Genomic DNA, 21,976 nt, shown 5'->3' with positions numbered 1-21,976 from the left:
GGCCTCTTGCTCACCGAGACGCTATCGGGCTGACTTACGTTAGGCAAAGTCAGCTATCTCACGAAGCGGCATCGCCGGATCGGGAATACGACCCGGACGCGGGCACGACCCAGTCGGTGAAGGCTCGTATCCTGTCCGCGAACCTCCGCACGAGCCGACATGGGAGACGGTGTGAGCAACCAGGCCGAGACGTTGGAGTTCCAGGCCGAGGCGCGTCAGCTCCTCCAGTTGGTCGTCCACTCGATCTATTCGAACAAGGACGTCTTCCTGCGGGAACTCATCTCGAACGCGTCCGACGCGCTGGACAAGCTGCGGCTGGCGACTCTGGTCGACAAGGACCTCGTCGCCGACACCGACGACCTGCACGTCGCCATCGAGGTCGACCGGGACGCCCGCACCCTGACCGTGCGGGACAACGGCATCGGAATGACCCGCGACGAGGTCGTCGGGCTGATCGGCACGATCGCCAAGTCGGGCACCGCCGAGCTGCTGCGCCAGCTGCGCGAATCCGCCGACGCCCGCGCCTCGCAGGACCTGATCGGCCAGTTCGGCGTCGGCTTCTACGCCGCGTTCATGGTCGCCGACCGGGTCACCCTGCTGACCCGAAAGGCCGGCGAGACCGGCGGCACCCGCTGGGAGTCCGCCGGCGAGGGCACGTACTCGATCGAGACCGTCGACGAGGCGCCACAGGGCACCACGGTGACCCTGCACCTCAAGCCGGCCGACACCGAGGACAACCTGCACGACTACACCGCCCAGTGGACCATCCGGGAGATCGTCAAGCGATACTCCGACTTCATCGCCTGGCCGATCCGGATGCGCGTCGAGCGCTCGGGCGCCGACGGCGAGGCGCCCACCAGCGAGGTGCAGACGCTCAACTCGATGAAGGCGCTCTGGGCGCGGCCCCGCGACGAGGTCGACGCCACCGAGTACCACGAGTTCTACAAGCACGTCAGCCACGACTGGGCCGACCCGCTCGAGGTCGTGCACATGAAGGGCGAGGGCACCTTCGAGTACGAGGCGCTGCTGTTCCTGCCCAGCCACGCCCCGCTGGACATGTTCGCCCCACAGGGCCGCCGTGGCGTCCAGCTCTACGTCAAGCGCGTGTTCATCATGGACGACTGCGAGGCGCTGGTCCCCACCTACCTGCGCTTCGTCAAGGGCGTGGTCGACGCGCACGACCTGTCGCTGAACATCTCCCGGGAGATCCTCCAGCAGGACCGGCAGATCCAGATCGTTCGCCGTCGGCTGGTCCGTAAGGTCCTCGCCACGGTCCGGGACCTCAAGGCCAACCACCCCGAGCGCTACCGCACGTTCTGGACCGAGTTCGGCGCGGTGGTCAAGGAAGGGTTGATCGACGACACCGACAACCGCGACACCCTGCTGGAGATCCTGTCGGTGGCCTCCACCCACGACCCGGCCGAGCCCACCGACCTGGCCGGCTACGTGGCACGGATGAAGGACGGCCAGAGCGACATCTGGTACGCCACCGGCGACTCCCGGGCCGCCATCGAGAACTCCCCGCACCTGGAGGCGTTCCAGGCCAAGGGCCACGAGGTGCTGCTGCTCACCGACCCGGTCGACGAGGTGTGGGTCGAGCGGGTCGGCGAGTACGACGGCCGTCCGCTGCGGTCGATCGCCAAGGGTGAGGTCGACCTGGACACCGACGAGGAGAAGCAGCAGGCCGAGGCCGAGCGTGAGCAGCAGCGACAGGAGTTCGCCGGGCTGCTCGACTGGCTCGGCACCACCCTTGCGGACAGCGTCCGGGAGGTCCGCCTGTCGTCGCGGCTGACCACTTCACCGGCCTGCGTCGTCGGCGACGCGCACGATCTCACCCCGACCCTGGAGAAGATGTACCGGGCGATGGGGCACGAGGTCCCGTCGACGAAGCGGATCCTGGAGATCAATCCCGGGCACCCGCTCGTTGCCGGGTTGCGCAAGGCCCACGAGCAGAGCGGGAGCTCCGAGGCCCTGACCGAGACGGCCGAGCTGCTGTACGGGCTGGCGGTGCTCGCCGAGGGTGGCGAGCTGGCCGACCCGGCCCGATTCACCCGGGCCCTCGCTGACCGGCTGGCCCGCACCCTGTAGCCGGAGGGGGACTGATCCTTTCGTCGGATGGGGCGGCGTCGCTTTCTGGATCATGCAGCGTCTGCAGGTAGCCACAAGCTTCACTACTCCGATGGCTGCGCCGAGCCCACCCGACGCCGCTGATCCAGATCACGGCGCTGTCCGAGGAGCAGACGGACAACGTCTACGACGCGTCGAGGTCGGCGGAGTACGCGCATCCGGCGGGCCGCCGCCCGGCTGCGGGTGACGTTACCGAGGCGGCCGGCACCCCGTACGGCGATTACGGGCCTCGGCCGTTACGGAAGGGTTGGGAAAAGTGCGGCGATAGTCGTTGGTGATTCGCAAATAGCGCTGACCTCTTCGATTGTGTTACATCGTGGAATCCGGGCAGCGCTATTTCATGCTGCGCGTATTCGCGCTAACGAGACAGATTGGCCAGTTTGGAGCGCTCCGCACCCGGCAGGGCTCCCGGAAAATTGCGACGGCAATATGCTCCCCGACAGGCCCCTTCCACTGTCAATAGACACAAGCAAATATCTCATTCTCCATTCCGATCGACGTGCGAAGCGGGGTTCAGGAATGGGCTGCCGCAGAGTGCGGATGCGCCACCATTGGGGGACACATGGCCGTCGTCGTAGTGCTAGATATCGATGAAACTCTGCGCGAGCAGCACAGCCTGACGATCGAAGTCCGCTCGGACGACGCCGGTGTGCCCGTCGCGGTGGCCGCGCTCCGGCAGGCTCTGCTCCGACTCGAAGCGACGGGAGCCGGCGGGGAGCGGGTGGGCCCGGCCGTCGTCTCGTCACCGATCGCCTTGCCCGGCGCGCAGCTCCTCGTGATCGACTTCGGCCCGATCCCCGCCGAGCATGTCCTCGCCATACCGGAGCTGCTGGCCCGGCAACTGCGCGATGCCGGTGTGCGCGACGCTCTGGTCTCGGTGGCCCGGCGCGGCCCGAGCCACGACATCGAGGAGTTCGGCGTGTCCGCCCGGGCTTACCTGCGCGGGCCACTCGGCGCGCCGTTCGGCGACGCCCCGTGCCAACTGCCCCCGCCCCTGCTGAACGTGGCGCTCGACTGGTTGCACGCCGAGCGCGGACCCGCGGACGAGCTGAGCGCTGTCGTGCTCGGCGTGCGGGTTCCGCTCACCGCCGAGGCGGCCGGCTCGGCCACCGCCACCGTATTGTCTACTCTGCCCACAGCCATCACGGTGACCCTGCTCGCCGGCGACCTCACCAACCGGCTGGTGGCCGCGACCGTCGGCGGCTACCACGACGTGCTACCGGCGGCGGCGCTCTCCGTCGCGCAGCCGCGCGCCGACCCCGCCGACGCTGGCGACCTGGCCGGGCCGATGCACCGGTTGCGCGACAAGCTGCACGCGCACAGCGGATTGCTGGTCTGGGCCGGAGTGGACGCCGAGCCGGACAGCCGTCGGGTGAGCACGCCACAGTGGTCGCAGCGGCTCCCGAGCGACGGAAAGCCGGTGACCCGGCGGCCCGGGGTGGAGATGCTCGCCGACGCGCTCATCCCCGACGCCATGTGGTACCAGATCCTCTCCGCCGGGCACCTCGACCGGCTCGGTGGCCTGCCACCCGGGGCGACGCCGCTGCCCGGCCGGCGGGCCGAGTTGACTGTCGGGGACGCCGAACAGTGGCTGCCGGGCCACCCCGACGCCCTCGCGGTTCTCGCCCGGGGCCGCGAGCTGCTCGCCGGCTGCCTGGTCGACGAGGCGCAGGCGTGGCAGATGACGGCCGCCCGGATTCGCCGTGCCACGCCGCCCGGCGGCCGTTGACCGCACCGGGCGGGACGGTCGGCGTACCAGGGGATGCGGCAAGCGGTGCGAAGTCGCCTGGTCGCCGCGACCAGCCACCGCTCGTCTGGGCACGAACCGTCGGGACCAGCCAGATCGTCTACAGCGCCCTCGGTCACGACGTCCGGTCGTACGAGTCGCCGGGACACGTCGAACTGCTCGCCGGATCGTGGCCTGGCTCCGGCACGAGACCTGAAACGCCGGCCTGATCGGAAACGGTCCATGGTGGTCACTGCACACACTTCGATTGCCCGCAACCGCTACGCGGCTCGCCCCGCGCGGCCCGGTGAAGAAGTTCACAGGGGGTGGGCGACCGTCACCGACCGTGCCTAACGTCGGTCGGGTTCGCCAATGCGGACACCGCGACCGGCAACGCCAAATCCTGCCCCCGGTCGTCGGAACCCAGTCACCCGGGCAGGAGCGGGGGACCCAACGTTCCTCGGTGCACGTCACCTCGGGGTGAAGCCGCCACCGCGCGGCCGGGCTCCTCGGCCCGAACCCGACAGCTCACCTCGCCGGCGTGGAGGAAGCCTCACATGTCATCTGCACACACGCCCCGTCATCGACGGGTCACCACCCGCCGCGTCGCCGTCGGCACCCTGGCCGTCGGCGCTGTCACCGGCGCCGTCGCCCTCTTCGGCCCGGCCGCCCCGGCGCAGGCCGGGGTCAACTGGGACGCGATCGCCCAGTGCGAGTCCAGCGGCAACTGGCACATCAACACCGGCAACGGCTACTACGGCGGGTTGCAGTTCTCGCAGAGCACCTGGGCCGGCTACGGCGGCAAGAAGTACGCCGCCCGCGCCGACCTGGCCAGCCGCGGCGCGCAGATCGCGATCGCCGAGAAGGTGCTCGACGGGCAGGGCATCGGCGCCTGGCCGACCTGCGGCAAGAAGGGCGGCTCGTCGGGCGGCTCCGCCGCGAAGTCCGCGACGAAGAAGTCCGAGTCGACGTCCAAGCCCCGGGAGCGGTCGTCGCGCGGCGAGCAGCCGGCGACCCGCAACCACAAGCGCACCGCGCCTTCCACGGACGGCAGGACGTACCTGGTCAAGCCGGGCGACACCCTGTCCGAGATCGCCCAGGCCCATCAGGTGGCCGGCGGCTGGCAGGCCCTGTACGAGCGCAACCGTCAGGTGGTCGGCGGCGACCCCGGTCTGATCTTCCCGGGTCAGCGGCTCGCCCTCTGACACACGACGCGCGGGCGCTCGACCGGACTCCGGCCGGGCGCCCGCGGGCGTGTCGAGAAGGGGTGGGCGTCAGGCGGCCGACACGGCGGCTTCGGGACGCGCCGACCAGGCCCGGCGCGCGGTCGGAACGCCCTCAGCGGGCCGGTCAGCGGATGCGGTTGTTTCCTCGCCCCGCGTCGGAGCGACTGTGGACGGTGTGCCGGCCGCACCACGGGCCAGCCGGAGCGCCTGTTCAGCGGAGCTGCGGGCCGCGCACGGCCACGGCTGGCCGGCGCAGAGCAGGTTGCGGCAGGCGCCGTCCTCGTCCGGCTCATGTGCACTGAGCACGTCGATCGCGAGCTGCCAGAGCAGCGGGTCGGTCACGTCGCCGGGACGCTGCTCGCGCCGGCTCGGACGGTTGCTGGTGTCGTCGGACATGGTGGTCCCCCCTGGTCAGACTGATCTTCACTACGTGACCCGCTGCGGCCGTCGCCAAACCCCTCGCCGCTGTGATGTCCGGCGCTTTCGCCCCGCCGCCACCTGGTGCGGTCAGTCCGGCAGCAGCGGCACCTCGACGCCCGGATCACGGCCGAGCAGCACCGCGCGGGTGAGCGCCGCCGATCCGAACCGGTCGCGGACCGCGTCCACCGCGGCGTCCAGCTCGGCTCCCGGATTGTGGTGGAACGGCAGCTCCGGCTGGACCGGGTTGTCGTCCAGGTTGCCGACCGAGACGCCGATCAGCGTGACGCCCCGCCGGTCGATCTCGGGCAGGGCGGCCCCCAGCAGCGCCCGCGCGGCGGCGAGCAGCGGCGTGGTGTCCGCGGTCGCCTTGCGGACGGTGTGCGAGCGGGTGGCCCGGGTGTAGTCGCCGAAGCGCAGCCGCAGCATCACCGTGCGCCCGGACCGTCCGGCCGCCCGCATCCGCCGGGTGACCCGGTCGACCAGGCCGGCCAGGACGGCGTCCAGTTCCGCCGGCGCGTGTGGCGTACGGCTCAGCGCGTGCTGCGCGCCCATCGAGCCGCGTCGGCGGCCGACCAGCACGGCCCGCGGGTCGCGGTTGTGCGCCAGGGCGTGCAGGTGCCGGCCAGCGCCCGCGCCGAGTATTGACACCAGCGCCGCCTCGCCGAGCCGGGCCACCTCGCCGACGGTGCGGATCCTCCGTTCCCGCAGCTTGGCGGCGGTGACCGGGCCGACGCCCCACAGCCGCTCCACCGGCAGCGGGTGCAGGAACGCCAGCTCCGCGTCGGGCGAGACGACCAGCAGCCCGTCCGGCTTCGCCACCCCGCTGGCCACCTTCGCCAGGAACTTCGTCCGGGCCACGCCCACGGTGATCGGCAGGTGGACCCGTTCGCGGACCTCCCGGCGCAGCCGCTCGGCGATGTCGGCCGGCGGCCCGACCAGCCGGCGCAGACCGCCCACGTCCAGGAACGCCTCGTCGATGGAAAGCCCCTCGACCAGCGGGGTGGTCTGCCGGAAGATCTCGAACACCGCCCGGCTGGCCGCCGTGTACGCCGACATCCGGGGCGGCACGACGATCGCGTCCGGGCAGAGCCGCCGCGCCTGCTGGCCGCCCATCGCGCTGCGTACGCCCCGCGCCTTCGCCTCGTAGCTGGCCGCCAGCACCACGCCGCCGCCGACGATCACCGGCCGCCCCCGCAGGCGCGGGTCGTCGCGCTGCTCGACCGACGCGTAGAAGGCGTCCAGGTCGGCGTGCAGGATGCTGGCCCCGGGCGACACGTACATATGTTCGCATGGCGTTCGCGATCACCACAGTGAGCTGCGCTAACAGGGCCGCCGGTCGCTGATTTCCCCGCCCGTTGGCAGCGTGTAGTGATGAAGTGACACGGCGCTTCCGTCCGGGGCGGTCCACTGCGCCGTGCTGGTGCCGGTGCACCGCCACCCGGTGCGCTCGTAGAGGGCGGTGGCCGCGGTGTCGCTGACAGCCACGTCGAGCAGCAGGTCCGTCCCGCGCTCGGCCGCCCACCGCCGTGCCCGGGTCAGCAGAGCAGCGCCCAGCCCGGTCCCGCGGGCGGTCGGCGACACGAAGAGGCGAGTCACCTCGGCGGTCGGCCGGGCGAGCGACCCGTCCGCCGGGTCGGGCAGCCGTTGCACCGCCACGTGCCCGACGATCGCCGAGTCGGCGTCGACGGCGACCCACGCGCGCGCCGGACGGGGCTCGCGTAGCCACTGGTGCGGGTCGGCGGGCCAGTTCAGCGGGTACCGGTCGGCCCCATGGACGAGGGCGAGCGCCGCCACGCATCCGTCGAGGTCGGTGGCGCGCCGCCGCCGGATCTGCGGTGCGGTCACAGCTCGTCGAACGGGCCGGCGTACCGGAACTCGCCCCGGATCGACTCCCGCCACGCGCTCAACGGGCGGGCCTGGAAGTACTGCGGGCCCCACGGCTGCGGCGGGGTGACGCCCAGCTCGACGGCCGGTCGAAACCCGAATCGCGGGTAGTAGTCGGGGTGGCCGAGCAGCACCACCAGCGGCTCGTCCCGGGCGTCGGCCGCGCCGAGCACCGCGTGCATCAGCGCCGAGCCGACCCCGCGCCGTTGCCGGTCGGGAAGCACGCCGAGCGGCCCCACGCCGAGGGCGACCGGTTGGCCGGCCACCTGGGCGCGGGTGGCCACCACGTGCCCCACCACCTGCCCGTCCGGGTCGGTCGCCACCAGGGAGTACGCGGGCAGCCAGCCCTCGTCGGCGCGCAGCGCGTCGACCAGGGTCGCCTCGACCGGTACGCCACCGTCCGGCGCGGTGAAGGCGGCGGCGTGCACCGCGCGGATGGCGTCGACATCGGCGGGCGTCTCGCGTCTGATCAGCACCGCGCCACGATACGGGGCCCCCGGCGTCCGCCTCCAGGGGTTATCGGCGAGCGCCGGTCAGCCGACGGCGGTGGGGGAGGGCGTCGCGCTGCCGCCCTGCGGCGCCTCGGGTGCCATCAGCCGGACGATCTCCGCCCGGTCGGCCGGCGAGGGCAGGCCCCACTCCGGCCGGTAGCCGTACACCTCGTGCAGGGGAGTGGAGCCGGTGCGGCCGTCCAGGATCTCCACCGCGTCGGTGCCGATCAGGCCGGGGTGCTCCACGCCGCACGCCTCGGCGACCTTCACCAGGTCCCGGCGCAGCGTCCGCAGGTAGTTGGCCGCGCGCACCGACTTCAGCGTCGGGTCCAGCCCCCGGGCCAGCCAGGCGTTCTGGGTCGCCACGCCGGTGGGGCAGGTGTCGGTGTGGCACTTCTGCGCCTGGATGCAGCCGATCGACAGCATCGCCTCCCGACCCACGTTGACCAGGTCGCAGCCGAGCGCGAAGGCCACGATGGCGTTGTCCGGCAGGCCGAGCTTGCCGCCGCCGACGAAGACCACCTGCTCGTGCAGGTCGTGTTTGGCGAAGACCTTGTACACCCGGGAGAAGCCCTGCTGGAACGGGAGCGACACCGAGTCCGTGAAGATCAGCGGCGCGGCGCCGGTGCCACCCTCGCCGCCGTCGATCGTCACGAAGTCGACGCCCCGGCCGGTGTCCCGCATCAGGGTGGCCAGCTCCTGCCAGAAGCCCAGGTCGCCGACCGCCGACTTGATGCCGACCGGCAGGCCCGTCTCGGCGGCCAGCAGCTCCACCCAGTCGAGCAGGCTGTCGCAGTCGGAGAACTCGGCGTGTCGGGAGGGGCTGACGCAGTCCTGACCGGCCGCAATGCCCCGGGTGGCGGCGATCTCGGCGGACACCTTCGCGCCGGGGAGCAGCCCGCCGAGGCTGGGCTTTGCGCCCTGGCTCAGCTTGATCTCCAGCGCTTTCACCGGCGCGCTGGCGACCAGATCCTTCAACCGGTCCAGGCTGAACCGGCCGTGCACGTCCCGGCAGCCGAAATACGCCGTACCGAGCTGGAAGACCAGCTCACCACCGTGGCGGTGGTACGGCGACAGGCCACCCTCGCCGGTGTTCTGAAGGCAGCCGGCGAGTGCGGCACCCCTGTTCAGCGCCGCGACGGCGTTGCCGGAGAGCGAGCCGAAGCTCATCCCGGAGATGTTGACCACCGACTCCGGTCGGAACGCGCGGGCCCGCCCCCGGGCCGCGCCGAGCACCTTGGCGCAGGGCAGTCGCACGTCCTGCCCGGCGGCCGGCGTCGACGGCGGCACGGCCCGGCCGAAGGTACGGTGCTTGATGATCGGATAGCCGGGGGTGTACTCGATGTCGTTGTCCGTGCCGAAGCCGAAGTAGTTGTTCTGCTGCTTCGCCGACGCGTACACCCAGCGGCGCTGGTCCCGGGTGAACGGCCGCTCCTCGTTGTTGCCGGCCACGATGTACTGCCGAAGCTCCGGCCCGACCGCCTCCAACAGGTATCGGGCCCGCCCGAGCACCGGGAAGTTGCGCAGCAGCGCGTGGTCGCGCTGGATCAGGTCCCGCGCGGCGAGCGCGGCGACGGCAGCGGCGACGGCGGGTACGGCTCGACGGGCCCATCTCATGCCCGCCACTTTTTCCCACCGCGCTGTCGGCCAAACCGGCTGACCGGCGACGGTGCGCTGGTCAGGCCTGCGGTTGGGTGATGTTGACCATCCAGTGGATGCCGTACGGGTCGACGCACTGGCCGTACTCGTCGCCCCACATCTGCTTCTCCAGCGGGATGGTCACCGACCCGCTCGAGGAGAGCTGAGCCCAGTAGCCGCGCAGTTCGTCGGCGTTGTCGCCGCCGAGGCTGATCGCGATGTTGGTGCCGGGCACATGGTTCATCCCGGGCGCGGTGTCCGACGCCATCAGGGTGAACCCGTTGGGTGACTCCAGCCGCGCGTGCATGATCTGGTCGGACAGGCCCGGCTCCGTGCTGCCGAACTCGCCGAAGGTGTTCATCGTCAGGTCGCCGCCGAACACGCGGTGGTAGAACTCCATCGCCGCGCGGGCGGTGCCGGGGAAGTTCAGGTACGGATTGAGTCGTGTCTGCACAGCGCCCTCCTTGGTCCTGGTCAGCGTCATCGTCGCAGGCCGGGGGAGGGCGACCAACGAGGCGCGCCCACGTTTGCGCTGGTTGCCGGGCCCGGCGGCGGCACGGGTTCGCGCCCGCGCCGCCGCCGGTGCTCCGGAGGATCAGCGGTGCCGGAACGACTGGCGGACATTTCCGCCGACGATCGTGCACCACGTGCTCGTGCTGAGCTTGCCGTTGCGCGGCAGCCCGTGCAGCGCCTGCAGGTCCTTCACGGCGTCCCGGGTCGCGTGGTCGTACGCGCCGGTGACGGTGACGGCGTACCCCTTGGTGAAGAGCATCTCCTGCACCGCGGTCACCGGCAGGCCGCTGGCGTGCTGGTCCAGTTCGGGCACCAGGGTCTCCCAGGTCGGCGTGGTGAGCGTGGCATCCACGTCAACCGGGATGCCGTTGCGGGCCTGCCAGTCCTGCACGGCGGTCACGGTCGCGGCGTCGAAGGTGCCGCTGACGGTCACCGGGTAGCCGCGGAAGGCGAGCAGGTACTGCACCACCCGGACCGACGGGGAGTTGACGAAGCGCCACAGGTCGGGCCAGCGGCGCGCCGGAACGTCGGCCAGATCGGTGCCGAGGGCGGCGAACACCCGCCGGCGCAGCGCCGGGAACTCGCGGTAGAAGGCGGCGCCGGGGCACTGCGTGGTGCGGAAGTCCCAGTGGCCGAAGATGTCGTGCGCGTGCAGCCCGTACTGCCGGCAGACGGCGACGCAGAGCTTGACCAGCGAGTCGGTCAGCGCCTTCGGCGGCGTCTCGGTGACGTAGGTGCCCTCGTTCTCGATCCCGATGGCCCGGCCGTTCTCGCCCGGGCAGTGCGCCGAGATCATCTGCCGGTCGCCGGCTTCGAGGCGTTCCAGGCTGCCCCGCCGACCCTCCAGCACGTAGCCACCCCGGCTCACCGTGAAGTGCTGGCCGGTGTCGGACCAGCCGTTGCCGTCCATGTGCAGGTCCTGGCAGTCGTGGGCCAGCTTGACCGCCTGCTCCTGGGAGTAGTCGGTGACGTTCGGGAACGCCATGTGGTGCACGATGATCTTGTTGGTGGCGATGGCGCTGACCGACAGCGGGTCCTTCGGCGGGCGAGCCGCCCACTCGTCGCAGCTGATGATCCAGTCCAGGTCGGTGCCGGGGGCGGCCTGCGCGGCGCCCGGGAAGGCGAGTTCGCTCCCGACCACGGCGACCGTGGCCGCGCCGAGACCGGCCCGCAGCAGCGTCCGGCGGTCCACTTCGGAAGGGTCGACGTGCATGTTGTCTCCTCCTGCGGCCGGCGGTGAATGAAAAGTAGCTCCAATGGCCGCACGTTCTCCGGAGGATATTGCCAAAACTCGTCCGCGCGCTAGAGGTTCACCACCCCACGTCATCGCTCGGACCAACCCACTCGTGATGCGCACACCGGTGCGGCTCAGTTCTCGCCGGCGGTGATCAGGCCGGTCTCATAGGCGCAGATCACCGCCTGGGCACGGTCGCGCAGGCCGAGCTTGGTCAGCACGTTGCTGACGTGGGTCTTCACGGTGTGCTCGCTCACCATCAGGGTCTGGGCGATCGTCGCGTTGGACAGACCTCGGCCCAGCAGGTGCAGGGTCTCCCGTTCGCGGGTGGTGAGCACGTTGAGGCGGGCGTCGGGCGCGTCGGCCAGCCGGGTCGCACCGGGCCGGTGGCGGGCGGTGATGTCGGCGATGATCTGCCGAGTCACCGAGGGGGCCAGCAGCGAATCGCCGGAGGCCACGACCCGGACGGCGTGGACGAGGTCGTCGCGGCGCACGTCCTTGAGCAGGAAGCCGCTGGCACCGGCATAGAGCGCTTCGTAGATGTAATCGTCCTGGTCGAATGTGGTCAGCATGATCACTCGGCTGCCGGTGTCCGCGCAGATGCGACGGGCGGCCTCGATACCGTCCATCGTCGGCATTCGGATGTCCAGGAGTGCCACATCCGGCCGGTACTCCTGAACGGCGGTCACGGCCGCCTCGCCGTCACCGGCTTCGGCGACGACGGTAATGTCCGGCTGGGCGTCAAGGATCATGGCGAACCCGCTGCGCACAAGCTCCTGGTCGTCCGCGATCACCACCCGAATCGTCACGCCGGGAACGGTAGCCGAACCCCGACTGTGAACCCACGTCCACCTGCGTCCGGCCCGATTCTCGCCGTACCGCCGCAGGCGGTCGCGCGTTCCCGGATGCCGATGAGGCCGTGTCCGCCGCCCGGGCCGCCGGTTCCGGCACCGTCGTCGGTCACGGTGATCGTGAGGGCCTCGGGCGACCAGCCGAGGTGTACGTCGACCCTGCTGGCCGCCGCGTGCTTGACGGCATTGGTCAGGGCCTCCTGCACGATGCGGTACGCGGCCAGCTCCACGTCGGCCGACACCGGGCGCGGCTCGCCGGTCACCCGCAGGCTGGCCACCGGGACACCGTCGATCAGTGGCGGCAGCTGGGCCAGGGTGGGCTGCGGGCCGCGGGGTCCGGCCTCCGAGCGCAGCAGGCCGAGCATGCCGCGCAGCTGCACCATGGCGTCGCGGCCGGCGGCGGCGATCGCGTCGAACGCGGCCTCGGCCCGGTGCGGGGCCGTGCGCACCGCAACCGGCCCGGCCTCGGCCTGCACGATCATGAGGCTCACCGCGTGGGACAGCACGTCGTGCATCTCCCGGGCGATTCGGGCCCGCTCGCGCGCGGCGGCCCGATCGGCCTCGAACTCGCGCTCGCGCTCGGCCCGAAGTGCCCGGTCCTCCAGGGCGGTCGCGCGCTCCTGGCGGGCGTGGCTGAGCCGACCCAGGACGTACGCGGTGAAGAAGACCAGGAACGTGTAGAAGTACTCGCTCACGCGGTTCGTGTTGAACGCCACTCCTGCCGCCACACCGGGGAAGGTCGCGGCGAGTGCGCCCCAGCGCTGCCGGCGACCGCCGATTGCGGCGACCGTGTAGAGCGCGACCAACCCGCCGTACGCGAGGGGCTGCCCTGGCGCGTCCACCGCCTTGCCCGCGATCGTGGCCAGCGCGACCACCACCAACACGGTGAACGGCACCCGTCTGCGCCAGATCAGCGGGATCGCCGTACCCGCGGTGAGCAGGTACGCCAGCAGCCCCGGTGTGCCACCCGGCCGGGGAAGCACGAACGGCAGTGACACCGCGACGAGGACGAACACGGTGATCGCCGCATCCACCACGTACGGATTGGTGGTGCGTACGAAGCGGGCGAGCGACATCGCGACAGTATGCATAACCGCCGACCCCCTCCCCAGGTGCAACCGATCCCCCCGCGGCCGGGGGGATCGGTTCCGGACTCTCCGCTCAGGCGAGAGCGGGCACCGGGTTCGCCGGGGTGGCGGCGGTGGTGCCGCGGGCCAGCGGGAGGAAGGAGACCAGCAACAGGACCGCGCCCAGCGGAATCAGGTCCTTGTCGATGAACGGCGTAGCGAGGTCGGCCAGCACCAGGCCCGTCGTCCACAGCTTGACCCGGCGCTGCACGGCGAGCAGGACGACCAGCACGAGCTGGCCGAGGTAGAAGGCGTAGGGCCCGAAGTCGTAGGCCAGCTGCGAGACACCCGGCAGAGTGCGTACCTGGTGGACGATCATGCTCATGCCGTAGTTGTCGGTGGCCAGAAAGCCGGCTGCGATGTCGATCGAGAACTGGGTGATCAGCGCGAGCGCGCCGAGGGTGCCGGCCGTGGCGCTCAGCGTCGCCAGGACCCGGCCGCCAGCCATGCGACGCATCTGCCAGAACGCGGAGATGAACGCGATGAGTGCGCCGATGAATGCGAGGTGCCCGATGGTCCAGGCCGGGCCGGGACCACGAATGCCGTCCAGGCCGTCGACGAGACGGATGATCCCGTAGCCCATGACCAGGACCGGCGCGGCGATGAAAGCAGGGCGGCGGAACTTCATTGTGGTGTCTCCTCGGGGTGTTTGCGCCGTGTGTTCAACGTGATCGAGCCTGCCGTTTCGCCGCCCCGATGGGATCGCTCCGCCGGGCGATCTTGCCCGCACCCGGCACCTCCCTCGCACGCATGAGCGCCTCCCCCGCGCGGGCGAGACGCCGGGCTCCGCGCGGCACGCGTTCGCGAGCACTTCACCCACGATCCCGCTCGCCGCGTGTTGCGATCGGGGCCGCATGGCGGGGAGCGGAACGGGTACCCGGCGCTCCGGGAGGTGGGCGCCTCCGGGGAGCGGGATGTCATGGGAGCCGCCGTCGTTGGCCTGGTCATCGTCGTCGTGGTCGTGCTGCTGGCGTTGGCACTCAGCCTCCGTCAGGTGCAGCAGTACCAACGCGGCATCGTGTTCCGGTTCGGTCGGGTGCTGGAACGGGTCCGTCAGCCGGGCCTGCAACTGATCGTCCCGATCGCCGACCGGATGGCGCGGGTCAGCCTGCAGACCACCGTGATCGGCGTACCGGCACAGGGCGCGATAACCCGGGACAACGTCACGCTCACCGTCGACGCGGTCGTCTACTACCGGGTGGTGGACCCGGTGAAGGCGCTGGTGAACGTGCACGACTATCCCTCGGCGGTGCTCCAGGTCGCGCAGACCGCGCTGCGTTCGGTGATCGGCCGGGCCGACCTGGACACCGTGCTGGGAGACCGGGAGCGGGTCAACGCCGAGCTGAAGTCCGTCATCGACGCGCCCACGGAGAAGCCGTGGGGGCTGCTCATCGAGCGGGTGGAGGTCAAGGACGTCTCGCTGCCCGAAGGGATGAAACGGTCGATGTCCCGGCAGGCCGAGGCGGAACGGGAACGCCGGGCCCGGGTGATCGCCGCGGACGGCGAGTTCCAGGCGTCGCGGCGCCTGGCCGACGCGTCCCGGGCGATGGAGGCCACACCCGGCGCGTACCAGCTACGCCTGTTGCAGACCGTGGTGGACGTGGCGGCCGAGAAGAACAGCACCCTGGTCATGCCGTTCCCGGTCGAGCTGCTGCGCTTCTTCGACCAGATGGCACCACACGCAGCGGGGCCGGGCCAGCCGGTGACACCCGCGACGCCGGATCTGGGGCCGGTGACGGAGGGGGTTGCCGCCGCCGCCGAGGAGGGCGACGACCACCCCGGGACGCCGCAGCGCTGAGCGGCCGGCGTTTCCGCGCGCGTCGGCGGGGGTAGGTCGGGGGCCGACCGTCCCGGCTGCCCCGCGTGGAGGAAAACCCGATGAGTGACAACGTCAGCGACGCGGTGGGCGACGCCCTCCGTTCGGTGATGCTCTTCCTGCCCAAGGCCGTCGCCTTCCTGGCGATCCTGGTGGCGGGATGGCTGATCGCCAAGGCCGTGCTGAAGATCGTCGAGAAGGTGCTGGAACGGGTGGGCTTCGACCGCGCAGTCGAGCGCGGCGGCGTCCGCCGGGCACTGAGCCGCTCCCGGTACGACGCCAGCGACATCGTGGCGAAGCTCGTCTACTACGCGGTGCTGCTGCTCACCCTTCAACTCGCTTTCGGCATCTGGGGCCCGAACCCGATCTCCGACCTGATCGCCGCGGTGGTGTCCTGGTTGCCCCGCGCCTTCGTCGCGATCGTCATCGTCGTGGTCGCCGCCGCCATCGCCAACGCCGTCAAGGACATCATCAGTGGCGCGCTCGGCGGGTTGTCGTACGGTCGGGTGCTGGCCGGCATCGCCTCGGTGTTCATCCTCGGCCTCGGTGTCATCGCCGCGCTGAACCAGGTCGGCGTGGCCACCGCGGTCACCACTCCCGTGCTGATCGCCGTGCTGGCCACCGTCGGCGGCATCCTCGTCGTCGGGGTCGGTGGCGGCCTGATCCGTCCCATGCAGAGCCGCTGGGAGTCGTGGCTGAGCCGCGCGGAGCAGGAGTCGCAGCTGATCGCCACGCACGCCCGCGCCTACCGGGCCGGCCGCCGGGACGCCGAGGCCGAACTGGCCTGGCAGGCGACCCCCAGCACCGACCCGGAGGCCACCCAGGTGGTCGCCCGCCCGGTCGACCCGGACGCCACCCAGGTGGTGCGTCCCGCAGCCGACCCGGAGGCCACCCAGGTGGTGAGCGCCGGCGCCGATCGCGTGGTGCCCGACCAGCGCGCCAGCGACGACAGCGAGGCGACCACGGTCATTCCGCCGGTCGACCCGAACCGTCGCTGACGCGGTACCGGACGGCGGGGCGGGGTCCGCGAGGTCCCGCCCCGCCTCGCGTCGTCCGGCGTGCCGAAAGCGCTGGCCGGCGCCGCGAGGCGGGTCTAGCATCTCCGACATGACCTGACGACATTGATCCAACGCTGTAGGCCGATCCCGTGGGCCACCACGGGCACCGCACGTCCGGTGTCCGTCTCCACTCCCACGGGAAGGCCTCATGACCCGCATCGCCGCACGCGTGCCCGACCCGCCGGTCCGCCGGCTGACGACCACCCTCTACGGGTACGCGTTCCTCAGCGACCTCGTCCTGCTCTACCCGGTGTACGCGCTGCTCTTCGCCGACACCGGGCTGTCGGTGGGACAGATCTCCTCGCTCTTCGTCATCTGGTCGGCCGCCGGCATCCTGTTCGAGGTGCCCTCCGGCGCCTGGGCCGACACGGTGTCCCGCCGGCTGCTGCTGCGCCTCGCTCCGCTGGTCACCGCCGCCGCGTACGCCCTCTGGGTCCTGGTCCCGTCGTACCCGGCGTTCGCGGTCGGGTTCCTGCTCTGGGGCGCCGGTGGCGCGCTGGTCTCCGGCGCCCTGGAGGCGCTGGTCTGGACCGAACTGGACCGGCTCGGCGCGGTCGGCCGGTATCCCCGGGTGCTCGGTCGTGCCCGGACGGCGGGTGTGCTGGGCGTGCTGGTCTCCGGGGTGCTCGCCGGCCCGGTGCTCGCCGTCGGCGGCTACCCGGCGGTCGGTGTGGGCAGCGTGCTCGCCTGTCTGCTCGCCGCCGCTGTCGCCGGCCGCTTCCCGGAGCACCGCACACCGCCGACCGCGCCCGCCGTGGCCGGGGAGGCCGACCCGGAATCACCGTCGGGTGTGCACGACAGCGATCCGGGTTGGTGGGACACGCTGCGGGCGGGGGTGACACAGGTCCGTACGCATCCGCCGGTGCGGGCCGCCGTGCTGCTGGTCGCGGTGGTGGCCGCCGACTGGGGCGCCCTCGACGAGTACACCCCGTTGCTGGCCCTGGACACCGGCGTCGGGGCGCAGGTCGTGCCGCTGCTGCTCCTGCTGCTCTGGGCCGGGGTGACCACCGGCGGACTGCTCGCTCCGGCGGGGGAGCGGCTGGGCGCGCTCGGTTACGCCGCACTGCTGGTCGTCGTCGCCGGTGCGCTGGCCGGGGGAGCGCTCATCGCGCACCCGGCCGGGTTCGTGCTGCTCGCGGTGGCGTTCGGGGCCGCGCAACTGGCCACCGTGTTGGCCGACGCGCGGCTCCAGGCGCGGATCACCGGGAACAGCCGCGCCACCGTCACCTCGCTGGCCGGGATGGCCACCGACGTGCTGGTCATCGTGACCTACGTCGGCTATGGCCTCGTCGCCACGGCGGCGGGCAACGCGGTGGCGTTCGCGGTGGCGGCCGGGCCGTACCTCATCGTGGCGCTGGTGCTGGTGGCCCACCGTCGGCGTCGCGCGGCCAGCGTGGGCGCGCGCGGCGGCGTCGCGGCGGTCGGCGCACCCGGCCCGGAGTGACCGGGGCGACGTGCGGCACGAGCCCGGCGGCGGTCGCGCCGATCGCCGTCGGACCCGGGTTCAACCCTGCATGTGCAGGAACGACCACTGGTGGCCGTCGAGGTCCCGAAAGCCGCGCATGTACAGCCCGCCATTGGTGGTCCCCGGCCCGAGCGACTCCCCGCCTGCCACCGCCGCCCGGTCGACAAGCTCGTCGACCTGCTCCCGACTCTCGGTCGTCACCCCCACGATGACCTCACGGCTGCTCTCCGTGTCCGTCACGGTGAGCCCCGTGTACTCCTCGAAGGCCGAGCGGAGGTGCAGCATCAGCCGGGTGCCGTCGGAGATGGTGAACGACTGGCTGTCCCCATCCAGCTCGGCCTGCTCGCTGGTGAAGCCGAGCGACCGATAGAACTCGGCGGCGGTGGTCAGGTCACGCACCGGCAGATTGATGAAGGTCATGGTCATCCGTGGTCTCCGTCCGACTCCAGCGGAGCCGCCGCCACGTCGCTGACCGGGCCCCGTACACCGCGCGGACCTGCTCGTACGGTGAGGTGCGGCGCAGAACCAGGGCCACCATCATCCTACGACCGAACCGGCCGTCCGGGCGGTCGTCAGGACTGTTCGCCGTCGAGGTAGACCCACCGGCCGTCCTCGCGGACGAACCGGCTGCGTTCGGTCAGCGTGCCCGGGCGCCCCGCCGCCCGGTGGTGGGCGTGGAAGGTCACCGTGCCGGCGGTGTCGAGCAGGCCGCCCCGCTCGGTCTCGACGACCTCCAGCCGGGTCCACCGCTGCCCCGGGTCCAGCTCCAGCCGCTCCGGGCGGGTCGAGGAGTGCCAGCTCCGCAGCAGGTAGCCGCTGTCGCCGACGGCGAAGGCGCTGAACCGGGAGCGCATCAACGCCTCGGCGGTCGGCGCCTGCGCCACACCCCGGTGTAGCGGCGCGCAGCAGTCGGCGTACGCCTGACCGGAGCCGCACGGGCAGGCCCGTCCCGTCGTCGCGTCCGCCCGCCGGCGCCCCGCACCCTTGCCCACGTCGCCATCCTGCCGCACCACCTGCCGGCCCCGGGCACCGCCCGTCGTCAATCCAGCGACACCGGCAGCGGCACCGGCCGCTTCGCGACCCGGTCGTCGCCCGAGGACCGGCCGCGCAGGTGCCGGGCCAGCCAGGGCAGCAGGTGCCGTCGGCTCCACGCCAGCTCCGCGCCGAACACCTCGCCCCGCCGACGCCGTGGCGGCGGCGGCAACGGCCGCGTCCAGGAGTCGTCGAACCCGGGCAGACCCGCCGTGTACGCCAGCGCGGCGGCGATCCGTTCATGCCCGGCGCTGTTGGCGTGCAGCCGGTCGTCGCTCCACAGCCGGGGATCGGAGGAGACCGGGTGGGCGCCCAGGTCGAGCAGGGTGGCGCCGGTCCGCGCGGTGGCGGCCCGCAGCGCCTCGTTGAGGGCCAGCATCCGACCCCGCAGCGGCCGGGCCAGCGGCATCACCGGCGCCGGGTCCGGCATCGTGAACGTCAGCACGGTGGCACCCTGCCCGACCAGCGCCCGCTGCATCGCCGCGACATCCTCAGCGACCTGGTCGGCGTCGAACGAGGGGCGCAGCACGTCGTTCATGCCGGCGACCACGGTGGCCAGGTCGGGGGCCAGATCGAGGGCGGGCTGGAGCTGCTCGGCGCGGATCCGCGCGGTGGTCCGGCCACGGATCGCCAGGTTCGCGTACTCCAGGCCGCCCTGGGCGCGGGCCACCGCCAGGGCGAACCGGTCGGCCCAGCCCCGGTAGCCGCCAGCGCCGTCCGGGTCGTCGAGCCCCTCGGTGGTGCTGTCGCCGATCGCCACGTACCGCTGCCACATCACCGCGCGAGGTTAGCCGACGGCGGTGGACGGGGAGTTCACAGCCAGCCCGAGCGCCGGAACAGCCGGTACAGGGCGAGGGCGGCCACCGCCATCAGGGCGAGCGCGCCCGCGTAGCCGTAGCGCCAGGCCAGCTCCGGCATGTGGTCGAAGTTCATGCCGTACACGCCGGCGATGCCGGTCTGGGTGGCCGCGATGGCCGCCCACGCGGCGATCTTGCGCATGTCGTTGTTCTGCTCCACGGCGAGCTGCGCCAGCCGGGACTGGACGATCGAGGTGAGCAGGTCGTCGTACGCGGCCACCCGGTCCACCGCCCGGCCCAACCGGCCGTCCACGTCGACGAACCAGCGGTGCAGGGCGCGCGGCGGCCCGTCCGGGCCCGGGTCGAGCAGCGAACGCAGGGGTGCCTGCAACGGCAGCACCGCCCGCTTGAACTCCACCACCTCCCGCTTGAGCTGGTAGATGTGCTGGATGTTGGCGGAGCGGTCACGGGCGAACACCGACTCCTCGACGCGTTCCAGGTCCCGCTCCACGTGCCCGGCCACCTCCAGGTAGGAGTCGACCATCCGAGCGCAGACCGCGTACGCCACCGCCCACGGTCCCGCGGCCAGCAGCGCCGGCCGGCGCTCGATGTCGGCACGGACGCTGCGCAGCGCCCCGGCGGCGCCGTGCCGCACCGTGAGGGCGAACCGGTCCCCCAGCAGCACCATCACGTCCCCGGTGTCGATCACCTCGGAGGTGTCGGTCAGCTCGTCGTGCTCCACGTACCCGGCGGTGCGCAGCACCAGCAGGGTGACCGGCCCGTGGCGCTGCACGGTGGGCCGGTGCCCGTCGGCGAGCGCCTGCTCGACGGTCAGCTCGTCGAGCCCGAAGGTCCGGCCCACCGCGGCGAGCACCGCCGGCCCGGGCTCGTGCAGCCCCAGCCAGACGAAGGCGTCGCGGCCGCGCCGGGCGTGGGCGTACGCGTCGGCGTAGTGCGGGCGGCCGGGCTCGCGCCGGCCGTTGACGTAGACGGCGCAGTCGACCACGGCGTCCGGGTTGGACCGGCGCGGAGCGGGCGACCGGCCCTCGACCCGACCGAGGAGCCGACGGGTCAGGGCGCGTACGCCTCGGCCGGCCCGGTCCCGTACGGAATGCTGATCCACCGCGTGCCTCCCCGTCGCCGGCGCACCGCTCCACGATGCCCGCAGGGGACGGTGCCACCGCATTCTGCCGAGCGGGGTCCGGCTCCCGACAGCCGGGCGGCCGGGCTCAGGCCGTGCGGGTGGCGAAGACGACGATGTTGTCCACGTAGTTGCCGGTCCCGGTGTCGAACCGGCCGCCGCAGGTGATCAGGCGCAGCCCGGCGATGTCCGCCGGACCGTAGACCAGCGTGGTGGGGAAGTGCTCCTTGGGATACGACCGCACACTGTCCACGGTGTACGTCGTGACGCGCGCGTCGGCGCGGGTGATCTGGATCTCCTGGCCGGCGCGTAGGCGGCCGAGATCGAAGAAGACCGTCGGCCCGGCCGGGGAGTCGACGTGTCCCACCAGGACGGCGTTGCCGGTCTCACCCGGGCTGACCCCGTGCCGGTACCAGCCGGCGAGGGCGGGCCGGTCCAGTGGCGGCACCTCCAGCACCCCGGCGGCGTCCGCGCCGACGGGGACGACCTCGGCGCGTACGCCGATGGCCGGGATCTGCACCCGGACGGGCGCGGCGCGGGGCAGCGGCGCCAGGTCCGGTGCGGCGTGGGTGCGGGTCGGCGCGTCGGCCGGCGGCCGGGGCGGCCGCGGCGGGTCGGCGGTGACGCCGACGGTGATCAGCCCCAGCCCGCTCACGGCGAGCAGGGCGACCACGGCCGGTAGGGTCCGCCGTCTCCACACGTGCCGACCTCCGTACGGGATCGTCGGGGTGCCCGCGCCGGTGACACCGGTGCGGGCACCCGTCCTCAGGGATGGAGCGGGTCGCCGATCAGGCGACGGCGGACACCGGACGGCGCCGGCGGAACAGGATCACCGCGCCGGCGAGGGCGGTGCCGAGCAGCGTGCCGCCGGCGGCGAGGGCACCGTTGTCGCGGTTGCCGCCGCCGGATCCGGCGGGCGCGCCGCCGATCGGGGTCACGGTGAACGTGGCGCTGCCGGCCGAGCTGCCGTCGCCGCAGGTGGCCGCCACGGTGTACGTACCGAGGGTGAACCCGGCGGTGAAGAGTTCGGCGCTGAGTCCGCCGCCGGCCGCGGCGGTGGTGGACCGGACGTTCTGGTCGCGGTTGGGGCCGGTGACGCGGAAGATGGCGTCGCCCGATTTCGGGTTGCAGGTCGTCGCGGTGAGCACGACGGTCCCACCGACCGGGGTGGTGGCTGGTGACACGGTGGTGTCGGCCAGTGCGGCGCCCGGCAGCAGGAGCGTGCCGAGGCCCACGCCGAGCGCTGCCGAACAGAGTGCTGTTGAGACCTTCATACGCGTCTTCCCTCACTTTTCGTCCGCTGACTGCGTGGGACGTCGTTCGGGTGGCCAACTCCGTGACTAGCACCGGTGTGCCCAACACTAGGTGCGTTGGGACCTCGATCCGGTGAAAATGAGAAATCCTCGTTGCCGTCACGTGTCCACCCGAAG

22 protein-coding genes and 1 riboswitch are annotated in these 21,976 nt (G+C 72.2%); of the genes, 6 read left to right on the top strand and 16 right to left on the bottom strand.

Annotation, left to right across the window (positions count from 1 at the left end):
• The first annotated feature begins 159 nt into the window (after window positions 1-159).
• From htpG to ABZU69_RS24295, 3 genes are all read left to right on the top strand, one after another.
• Entirely contained in the window at window positions 160-2,088 is a 1,929-nt protein-coding gene (htpG, locus tag ABZU69_RS24305) for a molecular chaperone HtpG (protein WP_354966636.1), read from the top strand.
• A gap of 601 nt (window positions 2,089-2,689) precedes the next feature.
• Entirely contained in the window at window positions 2,690-3,856 is a 1,167-nt protein-coding gene (locus ABZU69_RS24300; protein ID WP_354966635.1) for a hypothetical protein, read from the top strand.
• Between the two features lie 381 nt (window positions 3,857-4,237).
• A riboswitch (cyclic di-AMP (ydaO/yuaA leader) is annotated at window positions 4,238-4,409 on the top strand.
• A gap of 1 nt (window position 4,410) precedes the next feature.
• Window positions 4,411-5,058 (top strand): transglycosylase family protein, encoded by a 648-nt coding sequence (locus ABZU69_RS24295; protein WP_354966634.1) that lies wholly within the window; start codon window positions 4,411-4,413, stop codon window positions 5,056-5,058.
• Between the two features lie 69 nt (window positions 5,059-5,127).
• On the opposite strand, the gene ABZU69_RS24290 is transcribed toward ABZU69_RS24295, so the two are convergent.
• The 10 genes from ABZU69_RS24290 to ABZU69_RS24245 all read right to left on the bottom strand — a co-directional run bounded on the left by ABZU69_RS24290 (window position 5,128) and on the right by ABZU69_RS24245 (window position 13,865).
• The gene (locus ABZU69_RS24290) at window positions 5,128-5,475 is read right to left on the bottom strand and encodes a hypothetical protein (RefSeq protein ID WP_354966633.1); all 348 of its coding nucleotides are present in this window, start codon (window positions 5,473-5,475) and stop codon (window positions 5,128-5,130) included.
• 111 nt (window positions 5,476-5,586) lie between these two features.
• Entirely contained in the window at window positions 5,587-6,774 is a 1,188-nt protein-coding gene (gene dinB, locus ABZU69_RS24285) for a DNA polymerase IV (protein ID WP_354966632.1), read from the bottom strand.
• Window positions 6,775-6,819: 45 nt separating this feature from the next.
• Entirely contained in the window at window positions 6,820-7,344 is a 525-nt protein-coding gene (locus tag ABZU69_RS24280; protein WP_354966631.1) for a GNAT family N-acetyltransferase, read from the bottom strand.
• Complete coding sequence (locus tag ABZU69_RS24275; RefSeq protein WP_354966630.1) at window positions 7,341-7,859, bottom strand: N-acetyltransferase; 519 nt, start codon at window positions 7,857-7,859, stop codon at window positions 7,341-7,343. The genes ABZU69_RS24280 and ABZU69_RS24275 overlap by 4 nt, the downstream gene beginning before the upstream one ends.
• Before the next feature lie 57 nt (window positions 7,860-7,916).
• Window positions 7,917-9,491 carry an FMN-binding glutamate synthase family protein gene (locus ABZU69_RS24270; RefSeq protein ID WP_354966629.1) on the bottom strand — a complete coding sequence of 525 codons (1,575 nt, stop codon included), beginning with the start codon at window positions 9,489-9,491 and terminating at the stop codon, window positions 7,917-7,919.
• A 61-nt stretch (window positions 9,492-9,552) separates the two neighbouring features.
• On the bottom strand, window positions 9,553-9,966 hold the full coding sequence (locus tag ABZU69_RS24265; RefSeq protein WP_354966628.1) for a VOC family protein: 414 nt from the start codon (window positions 9,964-9,966) through the stop codon (window positions 9,553-9,555).
• Window positions 9,967-10,107: 141 nt separating this feature from the next.
• On the bottom strand, window positions 10,108-11,238 hold the full coding sequence (locus ABZU69_RS24260) for an N-acetylmuramoyl-L-alanine amidase (RefSeq protein ID WP_354966627.1): 1,131 nt from the start codon (window positions 11,236-11,238) through the stop codon (window positions 10,108-10,110).
• Between the two features lie 155 nt (window positions 11,239-11,393).
• Window positions 11,394-12,068, bottom strand: a complete 675-nt coding sequence (locus ABZU69_RS24255; protein WP_354966626.1) for a response regulator transcription factor — start codon at window positions 12,066-12,068, stop codon at window positions 11,394-11,396.
• A complete protein-coding gene (locus ABZU69_RS24250) occupies window positions 12,065-13,186 on the bottom strand; it encodes a histidine kinase (protein WP_354966625.1) in 1,122 nt (373 codons plus the stop codon). Before ABZU69_RS24250 ends, ABZU69_RS24255 begins: the two co-directional genes overlap by 4 nt.
• A gap of 85 nt (window positions 13,187-13,271) precedes the next feature.
• Window positions 13,272-13,865: a hypothetical protein gene (locus ABZU69_RS24245; protein WP_354966624.1), complete on the bottom strand. Its 594-nt coding sequence runs from the start codon at window positions 13,863-13,865 to the stop codon at window positions 13,272-13,274.
• A 291-nt stretch (window positions 13,866-14,156) separates the two neighbouring features.
• Between ABZU69_RS24245 and ABZU69_RS24240 the strand changes: the two genes are divergently transcribed.
• The 3 genes from ABZU69_RS24240 (at window position 14,157) to ABZU69_RS24230 (ending at window position 17,555) form a co-directional block, all read left to right on the top strand.
• Window positions 14,157-15,035, top strand: a complete 879-nt coding sequence (locus ABZU69_RS24240; RefSeq protein ID WP_354966623.1) for an SPFH domain-containing protein — start codon at window positions 14,157-14,159, stop codon at window positions 15,033-15,035.
• Window positions 15,036-15,115: 80 nt separating this feature from the next.
• Entirely contained in the window at window positions 15,116-16,051 is a 936-nt protein-coding gene (locus tag ABZU69_RS24235; RefSeq protein ID WP_354966622.1) for a hypothetical protein, read from the top strand.
• 208 nt (window positions 16,052-16,259) lie between these two features.
• A complete protein-coding gene (locus ABZU69_RS24230) occupies window positions 16,260-17,555 on the top strand; it encodes an MFS transporter (protein WP_354966621.1) in 1,296 nt (431 codons plus the stop codon).
• Between the two features lie 60 nt (window positions 17,556-17,615).
• Here ABZU69_RS24230 and ABZU69_RS24225 read toward each other — a convergent pair whose 3' ends face one another.
• From ABZU69_RS24225 to ABZU69_RS24200, 6 genes are all read right to left on the bottom strand, one after another.
• Window positions 17,616-18,002, bottom strand: coding sequence for a VOC family protein (locus ABZU69_RS24225; protein ID WP_354966620.1), 387 nt, complete (start codon window positions 18,000-18,002; stop codon window positions 17,616-17,618).
• A gap of 146 nt (window positions 18,003-18,148) precedes the next feature.
• Entirely contained in the window at window positions 18,149-18,568 is a 420-nt protein-coding gene (locus ABZU69_RS24220; RefSeq protein ID WP_354966619.1) for a YchJ family protein, read from the bottom strand.
• A 47-nt stretch (window positions 18,569-18,615) separates the two neighbouring features.
• Entirely contained in the window at window positions 18,616-19,383 is a 768-nt protein-coding gene (locus ABZU69_RS24215; RefSeq protein WP_354966754.1) for an SGNH/GDSL hydrolase family protein, read from the bottom strand.
• 38 nt (window positions 19,384-19,421) lie between these two features.
• Window positions 19,422-20,528, bottom strand: coding sequence for a magnesium and cobalt transport protein CorA (locus ABZU69_RS24210; protein ID WP_354966618.1), 1,107 nt, complete (start codon window positions 20,526-20,528; stop codon window positions 19,422-19,424).
• Between the two features lie 106 nt (window positions 20,529-20,634).
• Complete coding sequence (locus ABZU69_RS24205) at window positions 20,635-21,219, bottom strand: class F sortase (RefSeq protein WP_354966617.1); 585 nt, start codon at window positions 21,217-21,219, stop codon at window positions 20,635-20,637.
• Window positions 21,220-21,334: 115 nt separating this feature from the next.
• Complete coding sequence (locus ABZU69_RS24200) at window positions 21,335-21,820, bottom strand: hypothetical protein (RefSeq protein WP_089021271.1); 486 nt, start codon at window positions 21,818-21,820, stop codon at window positions 21,335-21,337.
• Window positions 21,821-21,976: the final 156 nt, after the last annotated feature.

This window comes from Micromonospora sp. NPDC005206 (assembly GCF_040608175.1).
In the GTDB taxonomy this organism is placed as follows: domain Bacteria; phylum Actinomycetota; class Actinomycetes; order Mycobacteriales; family Micromonosporaceae; genus Micromonospora.
This window is presented reverse-complemented; position numbering and strand designations above follow the sequence as displayed.

Bases quoted from the DNA above. Each gene is read 5' to 3' on its own strand.
- htpG (WP_354966636.1), top strand. From the start codon at position 160: ATGGGAGACGGTGTGAGCAACCAGGCCGAGACGTTGGAGTTCCAGGCC.
- ABZU69_RS24300 (WP_354966635.1), top strand. From the start codon at position 2,690: ATGGCCGTCGTCGTAGTGCTAGATATCGATGAAACTCTGCGCGAGCAG.
- ABZU69_RS24295 (WP_354966634.1), top strand. From the start codon at position 4,411: ATGTCATCTGCACACACGCCCCGTCATCGACGGGTCACCACCCGCCGC.
- ABZU69_RS24290 (WP_354966633.1), bottom strand. From the start codon at position 5,475: ATGTCCGACGACACCAGCAACCGTCCGAGCCGGCGCGAGCAGCGTCCC.
- ABZU69_RS24270 (WP_354966629.1), bottom strand. From the start codon at position 9,491: ATGAGATGGGCCCGTCGAGCCGTACCCGCCGTCGCCGCTGCCGTCGCC.
- ABZU69_RS24260 (WP_354966627.1), bottom strand. From the start codon at position 11,238: ATGCACGTCGACCCTTCCGAAGTGGACCGCCGGACGCTGCTGCGGGCC.
- ABZU69_RS24250 (WP_354966625.1), bottom strand. From the start codon at position 13,186: ATGTCGCTCGCCCGCTTCGTACGCACCACCAATCCGTACGTGGTGGAT.
- ABZU69_RS24245 (WP_354966624.1), bottom strand. From the start codon at position 13,865: ATGAAGTTCCGCCGCCCTGCTTTCATCGCCGCGCCGGTCCTGGTCATG.
- ABZU69_RS24240 (WP_354966623.1), top strand. From the start codon at position 14,157: ATGGGAGCCGCCGTCGTTGGCCTGGTCATCGTCGTCGTGGTCGTGCTG.
- ABZU69_RS24235 (WP_354966622.1), top strand. From the start codon at position 15,116: ATGAGTGACAACGTCAGCGACGCGGTGGGCGACGCCCTCCGTTCGGTG.
- ABZU69_RS24230 (WP_354966621.1), top strand. From the start codon at position 16,260: ATGACCCGCATCGCCGCACGCGTGCCCGACCCGCCGGTCCGCCGGCTG.
- ABZU69_RS24225 (WP_354966620.1), bottom strand. From the start codon at position 18,002: ATGACCATGACCTTCATCAATCTGCCGGTGCGTGACCTGACCACCGCC.
- ABZU69_RS24215 (WP_354966754.1), bottom strand. From the start codon at position 19,383: ATGTGGCAGCGGTACGTGGCGATCGGCGACAGCACCACCGAGGGGCTC.
- ABZU69_RS24200 (WP_089021271.1), bottom strand. From the start codon at position 21,820: ATGAAGGTCTCAACAGCACTCTGTTCGGCAGCGCTCGGCGTGGGCCTC.